General features: G+C 57.6%; 8 protein-coding genes. 2 read left to right on the top strand and 6 right to left on the bottom strand.

The genetic code is table 11. From position 1 onward, the window contains the following. Nucleotides 1-17 precede the first annotated feature (17 nt). Entirely contained in the window at nucleotides 18-8573 is an 8556-nt protein-coding gene (locus tag Fuma_RS20490; RefSeq protein WP_077025759.1) for a DUF11 domain-containing protein, read from the bottom strand. A gap of 267 nt (nucleotides 8574-8840) precedes the next feature. Further along, nucleotides 8841-10403, bottom strand: coding sequence for a BBP7 family outer membrane beta-barrel protein (locus Fuma_RS20485; RefSeq protein ID WP_083732192.1), 1563 nt, complete (start codon nucleotides 10401-10403; stop codon nucleotides 8841-8843). Nucleotides 10404-10898: 495 nt separating this feature from the next. Between Fuma_RS20485 and Fuma_RS20475 the strand changes: the two genes are divergently transcribed. Next, nucleotides 10899-11300, top strand: a complete 402-nt coding sequence (locus Fuma_RS20475; RefSeq protein ID WP_077025756.1) for a BlaI/MecI/CopY family transcriptional regulator — start codon at nucleotides 10899-10901, stop codon at nucleotides 11298-11300. Continuing rightward, entirely contained in the window at nucleotides 11293-15072 is a 3780-nt protein-coding gene (locus Fuma_RS20470) for a M56 family metallopeptidase (RefSeq protein ID WP_077025755.1), read from the top strand. The genes Fuma_RS20475 and Fuma_RS20470 overlap by 8 nt, the downstream gene beginning before the upstream one ends. Before the next feature lie 157 nt (nucleotides 15073-15229). Here Fuma_RS20470 and Fuma_RS20465 read toward each other — a convergent pair whose 3' ends face one another. The 4 genes from Fuma_RS20465 to Fuma_RS20450 form a co-directional block, all read right to left on the bottom strand. Beyond that, complete coding sequence (locus tag Fuma_RS20465) at nucleotides 15230-15811, bottom strand: peroxiredoxin family protein (RefSeq protein WP_077025754.1); 582 nt, start codon at nucleotides 15809-15811, stop codon at nucleotides 15230-15232. A 42-nt stretch (nucleotides 15812-15853) separates the two neighbouring features. Further along, nucleotides 15854-17299 carry a type I 3-dehydroquinate dehydratase gene (locus tag Fuma_RS20460; RefSeq protein ID WP_077025753.1) on the bottom strand — a complete coding sequence of 482 codons (1446 nt, stop codon included), beginning with the start codon at nucleotides 17297-17299 and terminating at the stop codon, nucleotides 15854-15856. Nucleotides 17300-17484: 185 nt separating this feature from the next. Next, nucleotides 17485-18831: an ArnT family glycosyltransferase gene (locus Fuma_RS20455; protein ID WP_077025752.1), complete on the bottom strand. Its 1347-nt coding sequence runs from the start codon at nucleotides 18829-18831 to the stop codon at nucleotides 17485-17487. Further along, nucleotides 18815-19615: an enoyl-ACP reductase FabI gene (locus Fuma_RS20450; protein WP_077025751.1), complete on the bottom strand. Its 801-nt coding sequence runs from the start codon at nucleotides 19613-19615 to the stop codon at nucleotides 18815-18817. The genes Fuma_RS20455 and Fuma_RS20450 overlap by 17 nt, the downstream gene beginning before the upstream one ends. Between the last annotated feature and the right edge of the window lie 81 nt (nucleotides 19616-19696).

The raw sequence follows: 19696 nt of genomic DNA, 5'->3' as shown, positions 1-19696 counted from the left end.
CAACGAGTGCCACGCAGCTACGCGATATTCACTTGCACCGCGGAACTCCATTTTCCGGGGACACCGTTTGCACTGATCGCTCGGACCCAGAATCTGTGGGTGCCCTCCGCGAGATTGCTTGTCGGTGTGAATGACGTGCTTGTCAGACTCTCTTCGTGGATCACTCGATTGGTCACGCCAACGTGGTTGACCCACAGTTCATAGCGAGACGCTCCCGCGACGGCAGACCATGCGAATGTTGGAGTGCGGTCGGTGGTTGTGCCGCTCGGAGTCGTCAGGGTTGGGGCGTCCAAACTGCCGACCGTGAACTTCGTCGCTGTGGACCAGCTTCCCCTTCCGTTGACACCAACTGGCTGCACCCAGACTCGGTAATTGCCCGTGGCAAAGGACGTGGTAAACGAGTGCGAGGTCCCCGTTACATTTTGTTCTCGCAGGAACAGACCACTGGAATCTGACACCCACACGTCGTAGTGAGTTGCTCCGGCGACAGGTGTCCATGAGAACGTTGGCCGATCGCTGTCGGCCGTTGCTCCAGGCGTCAGCAGCGTTGTGGTTGACGCAACTTCGAACGTTTGAGGGGTACTCCAGCGTGTTGCGTTTCCGTCGGCATCGGCGGCCCGCACCCAATAACGATACGTCCCTTCGGGCAGTGTTTCCGGTAGCAGGAATGATGTGCCTTGTACGGTTTCGACGGCGACGACCTGCGGCGAACCAGTGACGTCGTTGATCCATACTTCGTATTCGTGAGCTCCAGTGTCGGACCACTCCAGCAGCGGCGCGGCCAGAACGGACGCAGCGACTGGCTTTAATGCCAACGGTGCTCCGGTTACGCCGAATTCTCCGCCGTCACTCCATTCGCCCGTGAGCTCCGAATTCTTAGCTCGCACCCACGCTCGGTAATTGCCCTCGGAGAACGTTTGACGGCTTGCGTAGCTGGTCGAAGTCAGGTCCGACGCTTCCATTATCAGATTGCCAGCCGTGTCGTAGATGGCGAGGTCGTAGCTTTCGGCGCCGCCTACGCTCGTCCATGTGAACGTGGGCCGCGTGTCGATGCTGGAGACGATCGGGGATAGCAAAACCGGCGTCGGGCTGGCCGTAAATGTCACGGGTTCGCTCCATTCACCCTTTTGCCCGGACGCATCAATGCTCCGCACCCACATTCGATGAACGCCAAGGTTCAGGTCGACGGGCACCTGCAGTGAGGTTCCTGTTGCCGCAGTTTCGTGGTAGACAAGGCCGACGTCGTCTGTCACCTGATCCAGCCATACTTCATATGACGCCGCATCATCAACCGGAGCCCATGACAATACGGGCCGCGACGTTGTTTGCACAGACAAAGCGGCAAGGACTGGCTGCTGGTTGCCGGTCACGACGTTCTGTTCGGTCAGTTCCAGAAAATTGAAGCCCGTTCCGGTGCCACCATCGGGCAGCGCGATTGCGGCGAAGACGTCGTCAACAACAGAATCTGACATCAGCGATCCTGGCTGTTCTGTGCCGTCAAAAAAGCCGGGGGGCTGTGATTCGATAATACTGTACGTGCCTGCGGCCAGGTCGCGGAATGCATAGTTGCCGCTTCCGTCGGTCGTTCGAGTGATCAGCACGGTGTTGCCCGCACTGTCTGTGCCCGCCAGAGACACGGTGGCTCCGGCAAGCCCCGTGTCGCCCGCGTCGAATACGCCGTTGGTGTTGTTGTCCAATGCCACCGTTCCGCTTAGGCTGGCGGTCCCGGTGACCGGTTGCTGGCGAAACAGCAACTGGTCGATCGGCTGGTTAGAAGCCAGAAAGTTGCGTTTGGATTCGTCCAGTCGACCTTCGCCAAAGTTGAACGCGACTGCGTTGGCTCCGGCGGCAAGGTTCAGGTCGACAAAGGCGTCGTCCAACAGTGTTGCGGTCGCTCCCGTGCCGCTGGTGTCGGTTCCATCGAGGTACACGCCGGGCTGGACTTCGAACAGGCTATACTGCCCCGCCAGCAGATCGCCAAACAGGTAGGCTCCGTTGGCGTCGGTGCGAGTCGTTCGGACGACCGTGTTTCCGTTATTGTCTTCACCAAACAGATTGATCAACGTGCCAGCGATCGGCGGTTCACCCGCATCCTGCACGCCGTTGTCGTTTAAGTCCTGATACACAACACCGGAAATTGACGCCAGGCCGGGGCTGACGGTTGTGTTCTCGTCTTCTGAATTGTTGCCCGGTGTTCGGTCTGGTTCTGTGGACGTTACCGCAGCCACGTTGTTGATCACGCCGCCCATTGGGAGATCCACATTGACCACAATCGTAACCGTCGCAAACTGACCAGCCGCGATGCTGCCCAGCGTACTGGTGACAACGCCACCGTTTTCGACGGTCGCTCCCTGCGATGACGCTCCGGAAACGTAGTCGACCAGCGACGAAAGCGTGTCCGTCACTGTGACGTTGGAGGCATCCGAAGGACCGTTGTTGTCGACTCGAATGACGTATTCGATCTGGCCTGGCGAGCGAACCGGGTCGACGGAATCTGTCTTGTTGATCACCAGATCCACGTCCCGCACAATTGTCGTTGGTTCCGTTGCTGAATTATTCGCGGGTACTCCGTCGGTTTCGTTCACAGCCGTGACGTTGGCCACATTAGTGATGGTCCCCGCTGCAGCCGCCGATCCGACGGTGAGTGACACAGTGAGGTCGCGGGGCTGGTCATTCGAAAGACTTCCGATTGTCCAGACACCCGTGGCATTATTGAACGACGTACCGGCGGGGGCCTGCACAGAATTGATCGTGATTCCGGTCGGCAAATTCGCGAGAAACGCATCCGCTACTTCGACTCCGGTCGCCTGCGATGGCCCGTTGTTTTGAGCGGTAATTGTGTAGGTCAGATTGCCGTCGCCGGTTCCAGCCGTCACGGGGTCGTTGCTGTCGGACTTCAGGACTTCGACATCAACCAGTCGGCTGACGGTTGTGTTCTCGCTAAATGAGTTGTTGTTCGGGTCAGTGTCCGTTTCGTTGACGGCGGTTACAGTTGCCGTGTTAATCGTTGTGGCTTCGACGGCCGTCGCGCCGACGGTAATCGTCACCGTCAGAATGGCGTCGTCGTTGGCATCGACTCGGTTGGCCAGGCTCCCGATTGTCCAGATACCAGTGTTCTGATCATACGCGGTGCCGGTTGAAGGGACGGCGCTTACCAGCGTCCAGCCCGTGGGGAGGTTGGTCAGCAAAGCATCCGTCAATGCGACCCCCGAAGCATCCGACGGTCCGTTGTTTCTGGCACTGATTGTGTAGACCAGATTGCCCGTCCCATCGCCTGCCGTGATGGGATCTTCGTTGTCAGACTTGATGACTTGAATATCGACTTCGCGGATGACGGTGGTGTCTTCGTCGTCCGTATTATTGTTCGGGTCGCTGTCGGTTTCGTTGACGGCCGAAACCGTCGCCGTATTGGTTGTTGTTGTCGCCAGAGCAGACGCGCCCACGGTGATGGTTACCGTGAGTGTTTCGTCGTCGTTCGCGTCGACTCGATTTGCGAGATCCCCAATGGTCCAGACGCCGGTATTCTGATCATAGGTTGTGCCCGCCGACGGTGTAACGCTGTCAATCGTCCAGCCGACTGGCAGGTTGGTCAGCAGCGCGTCAGTGACGGTCACACCGGAGGCATGCGACGGTCCGTTGTTGAAGGCGGTGACCGTATAGACCAGATTTCCAGGGCCGCTACCCGCCGTGATCAGGTTCGCGTTGTCTGTCTTGACGACTTCCACGTCGACATCGCGGATCACCGTGGTGTCTTCGTCGTCCGTGTTGTTGTTGGGATCGCTGTCGGTTTCGTTCACAGCGGAAACGGTCGCTGTGTTTGTGGTCGTCGTCGCCAGAGCAGACGGGCCGACAGTGATGGTTACCGTGAGCGTTCTGTCGTCGTTTGCGTCGACTCGATTTGCGAGATCTCCAATGGTCCAGATGCCGCTGTTAGCGTCATACGTCGTGCCAGCAGACGGCGTGACCGTGTCAATCGTCCAGCCCACCGGCAGGTTTGTGAGAAGTGCATCCGTGACGGCGACTCCCGTGGCGTCGGACGGTCCGTTGTTACTCGCCGTGACAGTGTAAACCAGGTTGCCCGGCCCACTACCAGCCGTGATCAAATCTGCGTTGTCCGATTTGACCACTTGAACATCAACAAACCGGCCGACCGTTGTGTCTTCACTAAATGAGTTGTTGTTCGGGTTGCTATCAGTTTCGTTCACGGCTGAAACCGTCGCCGTGTTCGTTGTGGTTCCGCCGGCGGCCGTCGTGTCGACTGTAATCGTTACGGTGAGTGTCGCGTCGTCGTTGGCGTCGACTCGATTCGCGAGGGCTCCGATTGTCCAGACGCCGCTGTTGGAGTCGTAGCTCGTCCCCGCTGAACCGACGGCGCTCACCAAGGTCCAGCCGACCGGCAGGTTGGTCAGGAACGCATCGGTGACAGCAACACCGGTCGCATCGGATGGACCATTGTTGAACGCGGTGACGGTGTAGACCAGATTACCCGGCCCGCTGCCCGCTGTGATGGGATCTTCGTTGTCAGACTTAATGACTTCGATGTCGACTTCGCGAATGACGGTCGTGTCTTCGTCGTCCGTATTGTTGTTGGGATCGCTGTCGATTTCGTTGATCGCCGAAACCGTCGCCGTGTTGGTTGTCGTTGTTGCCAGGGCAGACGGGCCGACGGTGATCGTTACCGTCAGAGTTTCGTCGTCATTGGCGTCGATTCGATTTGAAAGGTTTCCGATTGTCCAGACGCCGCTGTTCTGGTCGTAGGTTGTGCCTGCGGATGGTGTGACGCTGTCAATCGTCCAGCCGACAGGCAGGTTGGTTAGTAACGCGTCAGTGACGGTCACACCAGTAGCGTCTGACGGTCCGTTGTTAAACGCTGTAACCGTGTAGACCAGGTTGCCCGCTCCACAGCCCGCTGTGATCACATTGGCGTTGTCTGTCTTAACGACTTCCACATCGACATCGCGGATTACAGTGGTGTCTTCGTCATCCGTATTGTTGTTGGGATCACTGTCGGTTTCGTTCACAGCGCTGACGGTGGCTGTGTTTGTTGTGGTTGTGGCGAGGGCGGACGGACCGACGGTGATTGTCACCGTCAGAACTGCATCGTCGTTCGCGTCGACTCGGTTGTCGAGATCGCCAATGGTCCAGACGCCGCTGTTGGCGTCGTACGTTGTCCCGGCTGCTGGCACCACGCTATCAATCGTCCAGCCGACGGGCAGGTTGGTCAGCAGCGCATCCGTGACCGTCACACCAGTAGCGTCAGACGGTCCATTGTTAAAGGCTGTCACCGTGTAGACCAGATTTCCGGGCCCGCTGCCCGCCGTAATTATGTTCGCGTTGTCTGTCTTGACGACTTCCACGTCGACAACTCGACCGACAGACGTGTCTTCGCTGAATGAGTTGTTGTTCGGGTTGCTGTCAGTTTCGTTCACCGCCGAAATGGTTGCTGTGTTTGTCGTCGTGCCATTGGTGGCCGTCGTGCCGACGGTGATCGTCACGACGAGTGTCGCGTCGTTGTTGGCATCGACTCGGTCAGCCAGGTTGCCGATTGTCCAGACGCCGCTGTTCTGGTCATAAGTTGTGCCTGCCGACGGCGCAACACTGTCAATCGTCCAGCCGACGGGCAGGTTGGTCAGCAGGGCATCCGTGACGGCGACGCCAGACGCATCGGATGGCCCATTGTTGAACGCGGTGATTGTATAGACCAGATTACCCGGCCCGCTGCCCGCTGTGATAGGATCCTGGTTGTCGGTCTTGACGACTTCGATGTCGACTTCGCGAATGACAGTGGTGTCTTCATCGTCCGAATTGTTGTTGGGATCGCTGTCGGTTTCGTTAACCGCCGAAACCGTCGCCGTGTTGGTTGTCGTTGTTGCCAGGGCAGACGGGCCGACGGTGATCGTTACTGTCAGAGTCTCGTCGTCATTGGCGTCGATTCGATTTGAGAGGTTTCCGATGGTCCAGACGCCGGTGTTCTGGTCGTAACTCGTGCCTGCCGACGGTGTGACGCTGTCAATCGTCCAGCCGACAGGCAGATTGGTTAGTAACGCATCAGTGATGGCAACACCCGAGGCGTCTGACGGCCCATTGTTAAACGCTGTGACCGTGTAGACCAGGTTGCCCGCTCCACTGCCCGCCGTGATCAGGTTGGCGTTGTCTGTCTTGACGACTTCCACATCGACGTCACGGATCACAGTGGTGTCTTCGTCATCCGTGTTGTTGTTGGGATCACTGTCGGTTTCGTTGACAGCGCTGACGGTGGCTGTGTTTGTTGTTGTCGTGGCGAGGGCAGACGGGCCGACGGTGATTGTTACCGTCAGAATCGCATCATCGTTGGCGTCGACTCGATCGTCGAGGTCCCCGATTGTCCACACGCCGCTGTTGGCGTCGTAGCTCGTTCCTGTCGACGGCACCACGCTATCAATCGTCCAGCCGACGGGCAGGTTCGTCAGCAACGCATCGGTGACTGCTACACCACTGGCGGCGGACGGGCCATTGTTGAAAGCGGTGACCGTGTAAATCAGGTTGCCCGTTCCACTGCCCGCTGTGATCACATTGGCGTTGTCCGTCTTCACGACTTCGACATCGACCTCGCGAACGACGGTCGTGTCTTCGTCGTCCGTGTTGTTGGTCAGGTTGCTGTCGTTTTTGTTGACGGCGGAAACCGTGGCCGTGTTGGTGGTCGTTGTCGCCACGGCGGACGGACCGACGGTGATCGTCACTGTCAGTGTCTCGTCGTCGCTCGCGTCGACTCGATTTGCGAGGTCACCAATCGTCCAGACGCCGCTGTTGGCATCGTAGCTTGTGCCGGCTGATGGCGTGACACTCTCGATCGTCCAGCCAGTGGGCAGATTGGTCAGCAACGCATCGGTGACGGAAACTCCCGTGGCATCAAGTGGTCCGTTGTTGAAGGCGGTGATCGTGTAAATGAGGTTTCCGGTGCCGCTGCCAGCGGTGATGAGATTGGCGTTGTCCGTTTTGACGACTTCAACGTCAACCGTGCCGAAGACGCCGAAATCCAGCGAGAAGTTCGTGTTGTTGTCTGCGTCGCCATCGTCGATGGGTTCGCCGTTGTTCACAAGCGTGACTGGCTGCGTGACAATCGCGGCAGTGGTTACGCCCCCAATGTGGTCGCCGTTGTCATCGTTGTCGTCTTGATTGATATCCGGGTCTGGCGCGACACCGTTGCCGGTACTGCTGCTTAGGTTTTCCAGGATCCCGCCGCCGCCAAAGTTGGCCGCGTCCACCTGAACGTAGTAATCGCCAGGATACAGATTCGTAAAGGCGTAGTCGCCGCCGCCGGACGTCGTGCCTGTCGCCAATGGCGCAAACGTGCCGTTTCCGTCGAGGTCTTCGAACACCGTGACGGCAACCGTATCGATTCCGGTTTCAGGCGGCGGCTGAAATGTTCCTGAATTGTTTGTGTCGTCAAAAACAGTTCCCCCCAACGTCATGGGAAGAGCGTTTCCGAAGTTCGCATTCGTGATGGTTGGTCCGACTGTTCGCAGGTACGAAAGCTGAAGCTGGAACGCAACCACGGTGCTATCGATACGCATTTCGATCGCACCAACGTCAGTGAAGTCGAATCCCGCGAAATCAGTGAACGGCGAATAGACTTCTGCGAGCGGGTTGCCCGTTGTGTCCGGAATGACGAACGCTTCAGAAACGCTGGTCCCGTCGGTTTCATAAACCGTCAGCGTCATGGTTTGGCCAGCTTTGTCACCGCCATAATCGAATCGGAATCCCGTAGTCGTGCCACCGTTGGTCAGGTCGAGCCCGGCAGCGTTCAATCCGTCCACGTCAACGGCGTTGGCGTCGCCATCGGCTCCGTCCCACGTCACAATCCCGGTGCCCGTCGCCGTTGCGGAGGCCGAGAATTCGAGCAGCTCTGAACCGAAATTGTTGGCCGAAAGTGTCAGGCCGCCGTTCGCGGATGTCACTTGGGCGTACAGATCGCGTTCAGTGCCGAGGACGCCTAGCCCGCCGGTTGCGTCCGCTTCCGGATTCGTGCCTGAAGGAGAAGCGACGACAATCTGCGCCGGATCGGGGGCGCCGGGCTGAGTAAAGTCGTCAATGAGTATGCCGCCTGCCGTTCCGGAAGCGTCGAGTGCCGTAATCACAATTGGGTCGGACACTGTTTCGCCCGCTTGTTGAATGAACCCGACCGGTGTTGGTTGTTCGACGAAGTAAGTACCGGCAGGAAGATCAGCAAACGAGTACTCACCGTTAACATCTGGTTGAGCGGTCGCAACAAACACGTCGTCGCCTGCCGCCACACCACCTGTGCCTGCGCTGTCGAAGACACCGTTTAAGCCGGCATCGAACAGGTGCACCTGCACACCATCGGCAGCAAACGACAGGCGCGGATCGCTCGCATCAATGACGCCGTCGCCCGCCAGGTCGTGATACGTCACGCCGTCGATCTGGCCGAAGCAGTCGACTCCCGTCAGCAATGATTTTCGCTCCAGCACCTCAACCGTTTGCCGCTGGACGGCTTTGTGCCGTCGGCTGCTGTTGCGTCCGCGCGAGCGCAGCAGTGAGTTCTTCCACGTGGTTAGCCAAAGCTTCGTATTCATCAATTCATCCCTGAATGTTGATGGTCAGCGATCAATGCTCCGCAATCAGCGGCCCGCCTCGAAGCATCTACGATCGTGTTGCAGTGCAGGACGGTCTTAGCCCTGCCTGTTTGAATTCATTCACCGGTCACGTGGTCACCGTGTTGTTGCGGTGCCAATCGATTGCCTACAGCGTTTCACGCTGACTTGTGGCTGCGGAAATCGGTTATCGTCCTACGTGGGCTGTTTCCCACGAGCCAGACCCGTCCACAACAAAACGTAAATTGCCTAGTAACGCTTTTCGATTCCAAACGTCAGGCCGTGAGCGAGGTAGTCGCTTTCACGAAACAGAGGCGCCGGCCGACTGGCTCCCAGCGACGGCAGATTGGCTGGCGCGAAGTAGTCTTCATTCACAACCGTGTCGATTTGTTCGGCGGCTCGCAGGACGTTGGTCCAGTACATCAGGTTGTAGCCCACTGAGAATCGCCAACCCTTTCGAGTTTCGTAAGCGACCTTCAGGTCGAGTGCCGGGATGAGCGAAAACCGATTGCGATCATAGTTTCCAATGTTGGACTGCTGTGCCAGAAAGCCGCCAGCGGATGATGTGGGAACGCCGTTGGTCGTGATTGTGTTGCGTCCGTTGATGTCCAGTTCCTGGTGAGTGGCTCCGATGGCAAGCTGCAGGCCAAGGTCGAACGTAAGGTCGCCTCGCCGCCGACGAGCTCGTACACCGATTTCACCACCCAGAAAGGAGTTTTCGGTTTTGAATGAATCGCTAAGATCAAACTGGCTTCCCGTTGCCACACTCGTCAGGCGTTCGCGGACTGACAAAGTGTCGTCCAGGTGAGTGAACCGCGGTCCCAGAATGATGCCGATGGTGGTGTCATCCCTGTTTCGCCATTGTTCGAATAGGCAGCCTCCGCCGCAACCTTCACCACATGAAGCGCTACAGACATCGCCGCACGAGTTTCCGCACGGCACGCCGCAGCAATCGCCGCACGAATTGCAGCAACAGCGTGAATCGTAAATCTCTTCCCAATATTGCAGGCCGACGGAGTACATTCGCGTTTCGGCGTTAAAACGCAGCGAGCCGCTTGCCAGGCCGGGGTAGGCAATTAATTGCGAATCCTGAAAGTTGTTTCCCGGCCCTGCATTAAAAAACGGACGCGCCAGGATTGGGTCACCGTTGGAAACGGCAGAATAATTTTCACCGCGCGAACCGAGGATAAAGAATTCCGCCAGGATTCCGCTGCCGTCATCTTTGTCAAACCACTTTCCAGCTCGCAGACGCACGCCGCCCTGAGCGAATCCGAAGATGTCTCCGCCACCCAGCAACACGCTTGTGTTCTGGCCGAGGACTCCGGCTTCGTTTGCGGGCGTTCCCTGAGGACTGGTGGTTGCCAGGACGGGCATGTCGACACTGCTGGTCCACCACAGCAACGCTTCTGCACTAAACCAACGGTGACGCAGTTGTTCCTGCTGGCGGTACAGTGGCCGATAAACCGGCTCACTAAAGTACTGAGTGGAAGCGGGCTGGTCGTAGTAAACGGGGCCGCCGTCATGAATGATTTGCTCGGCCGGAATGGGAATCGGCGGAACAGTTGTGCTGAACTGCGAATGCGACGTCTGGCGGATCGGCCGTTCGACCGGGCCGCTGGAAAACGCATAGACCCTGCCGTTCGTAGAGGGTTTACGTCCGTCTTCGGAAGCGTCGTACAGGGGCAACGGCACAGACTTACTTGCGCCCTGAGGTGCTGCGACGGCCAGGTCTGTTAGCAACAGTTGGCATAACAATAACGAAATCGTAGCGCAGACAGCCGCCCCGCGAAGCCGAGGGTGGGGTACAGACATGGTGGCCTTCTCTCAAAGCGTCAAAGGTGTTGTGCGGCCCGGCACGCAGACGACCTGTGAGCGCACGATGGCCGCTCTCCCGTCAGACGCGTAGGAATAATTGGACCCACCCTGCAACGTCAACGCGTGACTTTCACGAAAACACACGTGTGGCAGCATCTGCCGAATGCTATGCATCGTTTTCAACGCAGCGCGGGTGAACACCCGACGAGCTGGCCGAAACCATCGACCATCCGGCAGCAACTGCGCCGCCTCGTCTTTGTCCCGCCATGCGAAATTGGCCTTGGAACTCGCGAGCCGCAAGGTGCCAGCCGCGAGGCTTCGTCCCACTGGCGGCCCGCGCCTTGCCGCTCACCTTTTCAGGGACAGAGCCTTGCATGGAAGGCCGTCCATGTCTTTCCATCAACGAAATCTTTAGATGATTGCTTGACGCACTCACGCGGCCATATTACGATCGTTTAATTCATTAAATGATGACGTACGCCGGAAACAGATATGGCACGATCAGAGTCTGAACATCCAACGGAACTGGAACTGGAAATCCTGAAGGTTTTGTGGCACGAATCGCCGCTGCTGGTGCGAGACGTGAGGGCTCGCCTTGAAGAGCACGCTGATCGACCGCTCGCTCACAGTTCCGTCATCACGATGTTGAACATCATGCACCGTAAAGGCTTCCTGAATCGCCGCAAGGAAGGCAAGTCTTTTTTGTTCTGGCCGAAGGTTCCTAAAGAACGCGTGATGGGTGGCATGATGAGCGACCTGTTGTCGCGGCTGTTTGAAGGTTCACCATCCGCAATGGTCCTGAACCTGTTGGAAACAGCCGACGTCGATTTGGAAGAACTCGCCGAGATCCGCAAGCTGATTGCTCGCAAAGCGAAGGAGACGAAACGTGATTGAATTCGAATTCGTGAATCCGACGATCAGTGCTCGCCTGAGTCTGGTGTTGATGCACAGCCTGTGGCAGTTCACGTTGCTGGCCACCGGGCTATGGATAATCGAACGCCTTTGGCGACGACTCACGGTACAGCGCAGTTACGCACTGCACGTTTCGGCACTTTGCGCCGGGCTGCTGGCCTTGCCGGTGACATGGTGCCTGATTGAGTTGCCTCGTTCGCTGTTGGATGCTCCCGTCGCATCATCCTCAACGCGGCCGGAGCTTCTCGCCGCAGCGTCCAAACGGAACATCGCAGAGCATGCATTGACCACAAATTCGAAATCGACGAACCGGGGCCATGTACCCGAAGTTAAAACCACTAGCGAACTGGCCGCGAGCTTCGACGAAGCGGGTGTCGTGCAGCAGGCCAGCACGGAAGCAGCTGCTGGAAGCCCCAGCCGCGAAGTAGACGTGGTCGCAGCGGAAAGCGTCACCTCCTTTACGTGGGTGGCGGTCACTCCGTGGTTGGTCGCGGCTTATGCCGTCGGCGTTATGGTGATGCTGGTTCGTCTGCTGCTGGCTGTCACTCGCACCAGTCGGTTGGTTCGTACGGCTATGGTTATTGCGGACGGTGCGCTGGTGAATTCCCTGAAGTCGTTGGCCGAACAGTGGGCCATGAAGTCCATTCCCATTCTGGCCGCGACCGAACGCATTATAGTGCCGCAAGTCGTGGGGCTCGTGCGACCGACCATCCTTCTGCCCGCGTCGGCATTGACCGGACTGACACACGATCAACTGGTCCTGATTCTGACGCACGAGATGGCTCATTTGCGGCGGCACGACATGTGGGTCAACCTGCTGCAACGAATTGCTGAGACGCTGCTGTTTTACAATCCGCCGCTGTGGTACGTGACTCGCCGCATCAGCACTCTGCGAGAATACTGCTGCGACGATTTAACGTGCGATGCGTCCAGTCCCACGGCCCAACAGCAACAGGTGCAATACGCCACGGCGCTATTAAGAGTGGTGGAAGTCTGTTCGAACGACCGTCCCGCGAAGCCGGAACTCGCGTCCCTCGCTGCCAGCGGCCATGCCCCGTCAGAACTGCGTCGCCGGATCGCTCGACTGTTCGGTGAACCATTGCGTGAACCCTTGCGTGTTACTCGCGGAGGACTTCTGGCCGTCATTGGAGCGGTCGGCTTGTTGTTGGCCGGGCCATTCGTTTGGCCTGCGACCGGTGCGGACGAAGCTACGGCGGTGGCCGATGAACCGGCGTCAAACGATGAAGCGAATCTGCAGGCGAAGCAGCCGGAAAGCGAATCGCGATTGTTCTCACTGAAGGTTGTCGGCCCGAACGGGAAGCCACTGCCAAAAGCGCAGGTCCAGATTCGATCGAACCCTTCTGTCACGAAGGATCAGATTGTTCGCGGTGAATACGTGAAGGATGGGCAGTATGGTAACCACGTCATTGCAGACGAGAACGGCCGGGTGTCGTTCGCACTGCCGAAAAAGTTCGGTCGCTTGAATCTGAGCATTAAGCATTCCGGCTTCGGTCCGTACTGGGCGGATTTCAGTCCGGGAAACCACCTGCCGGAGATTTCCGGCGAGTTCATTGCCGAACTGGACGCTGGCTGGATCGTCGGCGGAATTGTTGTCGACGAACACGGCGAGCCGGTTGAGGGCGTCGAAGTCAAACCCAGCGTTAAGCACAAAATGCGGCCCGGTGACACCTCAAGGCTTGGCGTCGGAACGCGAATCAAAACAGACGCTGACGGCAAATGGCGTTTCGAACATGTGCCCGCTTCGAAGAGCGATGTGCATGTTGAAGTCAGTCATCCGAGTTTTCAGCCTCATTATCAGCGACTGGCTCGCGATACGTTTGGGCTTAAAGGCGACGCTCAGCCTTCCGCGAAAATTCAACTGAAACGCGGCCTGTCGGTAACCGGCACCGTCACCGACGAAGCCGGGCAGCCGATCGAAGGAGCGTTGATTCGTACGAAGTTTGTCAACGATCTGCGAGAAGCCAAAACCAATAGAGAGGGCGTTTACAAACTCGAAGGCTGCGATGAAAAGATGGCTCGCATCGTGGTTTCGGCCAGTGGCAAGGCAACGGATATGCAAACGGTGCGAGTCGTCTCGGACATGGAACCAGTCAACTTCGTAATGAAACCTGGTGGCCATGTCAAAATCCGAGTCGTCGATGAAAACGGCAAGGGTGTTCCGAAGGCTCGCATCTTCTATCAGGACTGGCGGCGCGGGCAGGCGTATTGGGAGTTCGATCACAAGCCCGACTACGCCGACGAAAACGGCGTATGGGAATGGAACGAAGCACCGTTGGACGAATTCACGGCGGACATTTGTCGCCCCGGCGGCATGCAGTTGGTTAACCAACGGTTGTTCTCACGCGACGAAGAATTCGTATTCACGCCGCCAAAGATGCTGGTGATTTTCGGCAAGGTCACCGACGCCAAAACGCAGAAGCCAATCGACAAGTTTCGCGTCGTTCCTGGAACACGCGACGATCCCGATTTTCAACCGGGAATCCGTTGGGACTCCAGTGACGCCTTCGATGCGCAAAAAGGTGCCTACACATTTGAACAAAACCGCACTTCTCCCGCCCATCTGGTCCGTATCGAAGCGGAAGGCTACAAGGTGGCATCATCGCGGGAAATCAAGTCGAACGAAGGCAAGGTCGAAGTCGATTTCGCTCTGGAGCCTGCGGAAAAGATCACGGTGCAGTTGCAGGATTCAGACGGTGCACCAGCCATCGCAGCGGAAGTCGTCATCGGAGTCGCCAGCAATCAGATCAGCATCAAGAATGGCGACATAGGAGAATCGCAAACGTACGCTCACCGGCTGAAATCCGATGCGGACGGTCGCTTCACGATCGCTTCACGCGACGAGCCGTTCCAAATCGTCGTGATGCACGAATCCGGGTTCGCTCATTTGGAGAGTACTGAAACTCCAGTTCCCGAAATACTTACGCTGACTCCGTGGGCGCGAGCCGTTGGCACATACCGCATTGGAAACAAGCCCGCTGCCAACATTCGACTCAACCTGTCCGGCAATGGACTCTGGGCGAATTGGCCTGGGCCAAACATCTTCAGCCAGAATTCAGCGAAGACAGATGCGAATGGTCATTTCGAATTTCCTCGCGTGTTTCCCGGACGATCGCGAATTGGTCGACAGATCGACTTCATGATGAACGATGGAGCCACGGTCGTCGCCTCCGCAGTGCGTCCATCAGCGGAATTTGTTGCGGGGGAAACAACCACGATCAACCTCGGCGGTACCGGACGCCCGGTGACGGGCAGGCTGGTGCCACCTGCCGACTTCAAGGAACAGGTGTTGTGGAACTTCGCCATCATCAATGCGGAAGCCGACCTTCAACCACCGAAGCCCGACGATGCTCCGGCCGATGTAGCCGACGATCCCGTACGGCGAGCCGGATGGTGGGAAGCCTGGAAGACGACGACTCAGGGCCAAGAGTGGCAACAGGAATATCAAGAATACAAGCGCATCCGCGACGAATATCCGACGATCATGGCGACGGTTGATCGAGACGGCTCATTTCGGATCGACGATGTCCCATCGGGCCGATACGTACTTAGTGTTTATTTCAGCAGCGGTACGCCACTGACTGGACCTTTGGACTGGCGGGTTTTGACTCGCAGCAGCGGGAGCGTTCATTCGTTGTCACCGGGATCGATTCGCGACGTGAAATTTACGGTGCCGCGGGTCGAAGAAGGCGAAGCCGCCGACGCCGTCGAGCTGGGAACGCTGCAACTGGAGTGAAATCGGATACTCACGGTGATGTCCGAGAGTGGGCCTTACAGCGAACGGCAGTTTACTCACGAAAAGCCTTTACTGCGCGGTGCCCTCCCCCGAACATCGCTCAGCTCGTTCGACCCCTCCCACGATAAATCGTGGGAGGGGTCGGGGCTGCACCGCTTTATCCACCTAACAGCCGAGCCACAATTCCTGCGCCGCCATCCGACTCGGGCTTTGGGAAATCACCGTCCCAGGCGACCAGACCCTGGCGGTCGATAACGAAGACGCTTGGCTTCGTTTTCGGAGGCATGTCGGGGGATGCCGGTTCGAGAAGTCGGTCCCACGTTCGGTGCACCGAATTTGCTTCCAGTGGCGCGGCGTCTGTCAGTAGTGGAAAGGGGAACGGCTGCGAACTGTTGTTGCGGTTTTCCTGCGGCAGAGCTGTCGAAACACCGAGTACGATCACGCTCTCACGCTTCAATGCCGGGTGGAATTCGCGCAATTCCATAAGCACCGGGTTGGCCTCAGGGCCTCTGCTGCCGTCATAAAACACAATCGCAATGCGGTGTCGATGCAGAAACGCTTCCAGATTGACCAGCGTTGAATCCTGATCGTAAAGAGTGAACGACGGTGCCGGCCTGAGTTCCGGCGGTAATTCTCCAGGAGCTGCCGGGCCGCGCGGATTGGCCATGCGGTAGCCGCAAAGAGCCGCAATGATGATCGCGGCGGCGGGTAGGACTAATGTGCGAGGTCGGTAAGGCATTGCTAAGTTATATGCCCGACATCGGGTTGTTCGCAACGCATGCTATGCCCGTCCCATTCCGCGTTCGAACGCGGTTTCTGGAAGTTCGAGTCCCGTGAGTGTTTTGAATTGCATTTTTAGTTGCTGAGCGAACACTTGTAGCGGGCTGATGTAGTGAGCTCCTCGAGCGCGGGCTTCTTCGGCGAAGGCCGATTCGCGTGGATACGTGGTCAGGTCGACAACCGTCATGCCTTCGCGAATCAGCGACGGGTTCAATTCGCCTCGGTTAACGCCACTGCGAATTTCGGCGCCGGCCAGGATGACAACGTCCGTCGATGTCGCATGAATGGCGGACCACGGAATATGCCTCACGGACGCCTTCTTCGCTGCCGCCATCGCCGTGTTGTCGGATGGGGCCGCGACACTGACGGCTCCGTTCTTGTTCTTGAGATACTGCACGGCAGCTGCGGCGATTGGACCGGTGCCAAACACCGTGGCGACGCGACCGTTCGCCCAGCGATCGCCTCGCACGTCGTTGGCAACCGTTTCCAAAGCGTCAAACAGAGTCGTTTTGCCCTTCCAGCCGTTCTTCCCTTCCATCGCCAAATCCATGAAGCCCGTTTGTTCCGCCATTTCGTCGCCCGGCCGACACATACCGCTCAGGTCGCTCGCATGATGCGGGTCGATCAGCAGGCCGTTGATTTTCAGAGTACTCAACATCTTTGGAAGGCGATCGATCTTCCCGGGCAGCAACGGCAGGCAGCGGATGGGTTTGTTTAATTCGTGGAACGCGGCGTTCAGAACTCGTACGGTTGAGTTCTCCGCCGCTCCCATGCCGATGACGCCCAGAAAGCGAGTCTTTCTGTTGATGTCGCCCCACCAGTAGTCTTCTTCCAGTTGCCAAACATTCGGCTGACCTTCGTACGCCTCCATGCCTCGTTCCAATGCGGCATAGATCCACGGCGAACCATAGCGACGGCCAAGCAGCGAAAATGTGAGCCCAGACTTACCGATCCCCTGCCCCACCACCGGCAATTCGCGCGATTGGGAAACGGCGGCCAGCAGAGGCCATGCGGCGTCAAGATCTTCTGTCGGCCACGTGACTTTGACGACGTCCGCTTTGGCATTCCAACACTGCTCAAAGATGTCGTCGATCTTTCCCAACGGCCGATTCAAACTGGTGTAGCTGATCACTCGTTTTGTCTCGCCGAACCGAGGTACCCTGTTAGCAATTTCCAGGTCCAGTTCGATAAACGCGGGACCGGCGACGATGGAGTTGCGAAGAAGCTGCATGCGTTCTTCTTCGCTTCCCGCCCAATTGCCACCGTCTCGCTTGCGGCGACACGAAATCAGGATCGGCTTGTCGCACATCTTCAGTAAAGCCGCCACCTCCGGCGTCTTGATGAAGCTGTCCAGGCACAGTTCGATCAGATCGGCTTTGCGAGACGCGTTCAACAAGTCGGCGGGAGCCAGCGTGCGGGAAGAGGGCGTGACGGAAATGCAGATCATGTGTTAAGCCGGCTATGCAGGAAGGCGTTGTTGCTAAGTGGAATGGTTTTTTGTTGGTGCGCGGGCTAAACATTTAACCACGGAGAACACGGAGTTACTGTTTCTCTGTGTCCTCTGTGCCTCTGCGGTCAAACCTGTCTGCACAGACCACGCAACATTTATGAAACAGCCCTTCTTTTCCCTGCTTAAATCGACGTTCGCGATTTTGACCGCCACTTCAACAGGTCAATCCACGATCTCCAGCCGCACACCGCCAAAACGGAAAGCACGGCGGTTAGCGGGGTCCTCATTCTTGCGTTTGTCCAATAGAACGTATGAATCAGCAGAAAAGAAGCGACCGCCAGCCAGAGCAGCTGCTTGTGGGCTCGCCGTTCGCTGCAGGAGAAGAGCGAGCCCACCAGGCCCAGCCACAGCACAGCAAACCACGCGGCCGCTCCTCGACCCAACCAACGCGGGATGCCCCGGCTATTGACTGTGGGCCGCAATGCCCAGAAACGCTTCCAGCGCAGCCAACAGGCTTTGGCGAACGTGCCGCGGTTTGCGAGGATCGTGCCCTTTGCCTGGGCGTACATCCACTGATCTATTTCCGCTTCGGAAGCTGTGTCGACGTTGTCCGCCGCCATTCGCTCGGCCAGCTGTCGTTGCCATTTCTCCAGACTCGCGCCTTCCCACGCCGTGTTTTTAGGAGCAAGAACGACTTCATCATAAAACGTCTCATTGTTGCCCAGCAGAAGCGTGTAGCCACCGTGAGTTGTTGCGGGAATGAAGCGTTCGAATTGATAATAATTTCTGATGACCCACGGCGCCAGAATGACAGCCGCCATCAACGCGGGCGTGACGGCCAGCTTCAGGGAAAGGCAGTGGTCTCGACGAAACAACAGACTCCGTGCGACCAGATATCCGCTCACCACGGCGCAGGTTACGAAAGCGATGGGACGACACAATCCCGCCAGCCCGAAGCACAGACCCGCCACGATAGCGGTTGTTGCGTTGGCTGGTTTCTCAATGTCTGAGTCCTCGGTTTTACTCAGGCACAGTTTGAGGACATTCAATAATGCCATACTCAGCAACGCGGCACTAAGCACTTCCGTCATTGGCAGAACGCTGTAGCGCAGTAGCAGCGGATCACAGCAACTGACGGCCGCCGCCACGCCTGGCCAGATTCCGCGAAGACCGAGGACGCGAGCGATCCACCATGTCACAATGGTCAGCACGGCGCTCGCGATCAGATTGATGAGGCCAACAGCCGTCGAAGCCTTTATGCCCGTCCACATGACGACGGCCAGTAGCATCGGGTAAAGCGGAGGACGAAAGGCGGTGGGTTCGACGCTACCGGGCTTGCAGAAGCCGCCTGTTTCCAGAACCGTCTTTGCCAGTGCGACGTAGGCGTCCGGATCGGTTCGCAAATCGTCGGCTCGAAACATCAGCAGGATGACTCGAAAAGCCACGCTGCAAAACACGATGCCGATCAACCAGCGGGATGCGCGTTGAGTCGGCTTACCCGCTGGTGAAACGTCATTCTGAGCTGTCATGAGTCAGCTCGTCATCGAAATAGTTGGTACCCATGCCGGCGTCCAGCACGATTCCCTGCGAATTGATCGCCGACGATCGCGGGCTTAGCATGAACGCCACGGCCGACGCGACTTCATCCGTTTGGACGGCTTTTTTCCGCAGAGTCGCCTTTTCGGCAAACAGATAACTATCAACATAACCGGGGATACCCGCCGACGCGGAAGTCTTCAATAATCCCGGACACACAGCGTTGAATCGCACCTTTGAAAACTTCGAAAACGACTTGGCCAGAAAACAGATGGAAGAATCCAAAGCCGCTTTCACCGGAGCCATATAACCATAGTTCTCGGCTGCCATGCGAGTTGTCGAAATCGAAATCGTGACGACGCTGCCGTGTTCCGGGTCGAGTGATTCCTTAAACGCGTTGGACAGCGCGACCAGCGAATAGCAGGAAATGTTGACTGCCTGCAGAAACGCGTCTCGCGGGGTTTCGTGGAAGGGCAGCCAGCCTGCGGAATAGTCCGCGAACGCCACTGAATGCACCATGCCATGTAAGACGTCGACACAGCCAGTGACGTCTGTCTTCAGGCGATCGATCTGGTCCTGATGCTCAACGTCGCACACGAAGACGCGTGATTCGGGAGCCAACTTCCGCACCGTTGTGGCTCGTTCTTCCGATCGCACAGAAAAGATCACGTTTGCGCCGGCTTCGAGCAGCAGTTTAGCAGTATGCCACGCCACGCTTTTTCGATTCGCAACGCCAACGACGAGAATATTTTTACCGGTAAGCTGCAGAAAATCCATTATGTTGTCCGACGAGCCACGCTGTACATGCGATTGAAGAGGGCGAAGTGTAGTTCGCCGGCTTCAGATTGTCATGGCTGC

Source organism: Fuerstiella marisgermanici (assembly GCF_001983935.1).
Lineage (GTDB): Bacteria > Planctomycetota > Planctomycetia > Planctomycetales > Planctomycetaceae > Fuerstiella > Fuerstiella marisgermanici.
This window is presented reverse-complemented; position numbering and strand designations above follow the sequence as displayed.

What these genes read in the sequence shown, in the direction of transcription:
- Fuma_RS20475 (WP_077025756.1), top strand. Translation starts at nt 10,899, where the DNA reads ATGGCACGATCAGAGTCTGAACATCCAACGGAACTGGAACTGGAAATC.
- Fuma_RS20485 (WP_083732192.1), bottom strand. Translation starts at nt 10,403, where the DNA reads ATGTCTGTACCCCACCCTCGGCTTCGCGGGGCGGCTGTCTGCGCTACG.
- Fuma_RS20460 (WP_077025753.1), bottom strand. Translation starts at nt 17,299, where the DNA reads ATGATCTGCATTTCCGTCACGCCCTCTTCCCGCACGCTGGCTCCCGCC.
- Fuma_RS20490 (WP_077025759.1), bottom strand. Translation starts at nt 8,573, where the DNA reads ATGAATACGAAGCTTTGGCTAACCACGTGGAAGAACTCACTGCTGCGC.
- Fuma_RS20465 (WP_077025754.1), bottom strand. Translation starts at nt 15,811, where the DNA reads ATGCCTTACCGACCTCGCACATTAGTCCTACCCGCCGCCGCGATCATC.
- Fuma_RS20455 (WP_077025752.1), bottom strand. Translation starts at nt 18,831, where the DNA reads ATGACAGCTCAGAATGACGTTTCACCAGCGGGTAAGCCGACTCAACGC.
- Fuma_RS20450 (WP_077025751.1), bottom strand. Translation starts at nt 19,615, where the DNA reads ATGGATTTTCTGCAGCTTACCGGTAAAAATATTCTCGTCGTTGGCGTT.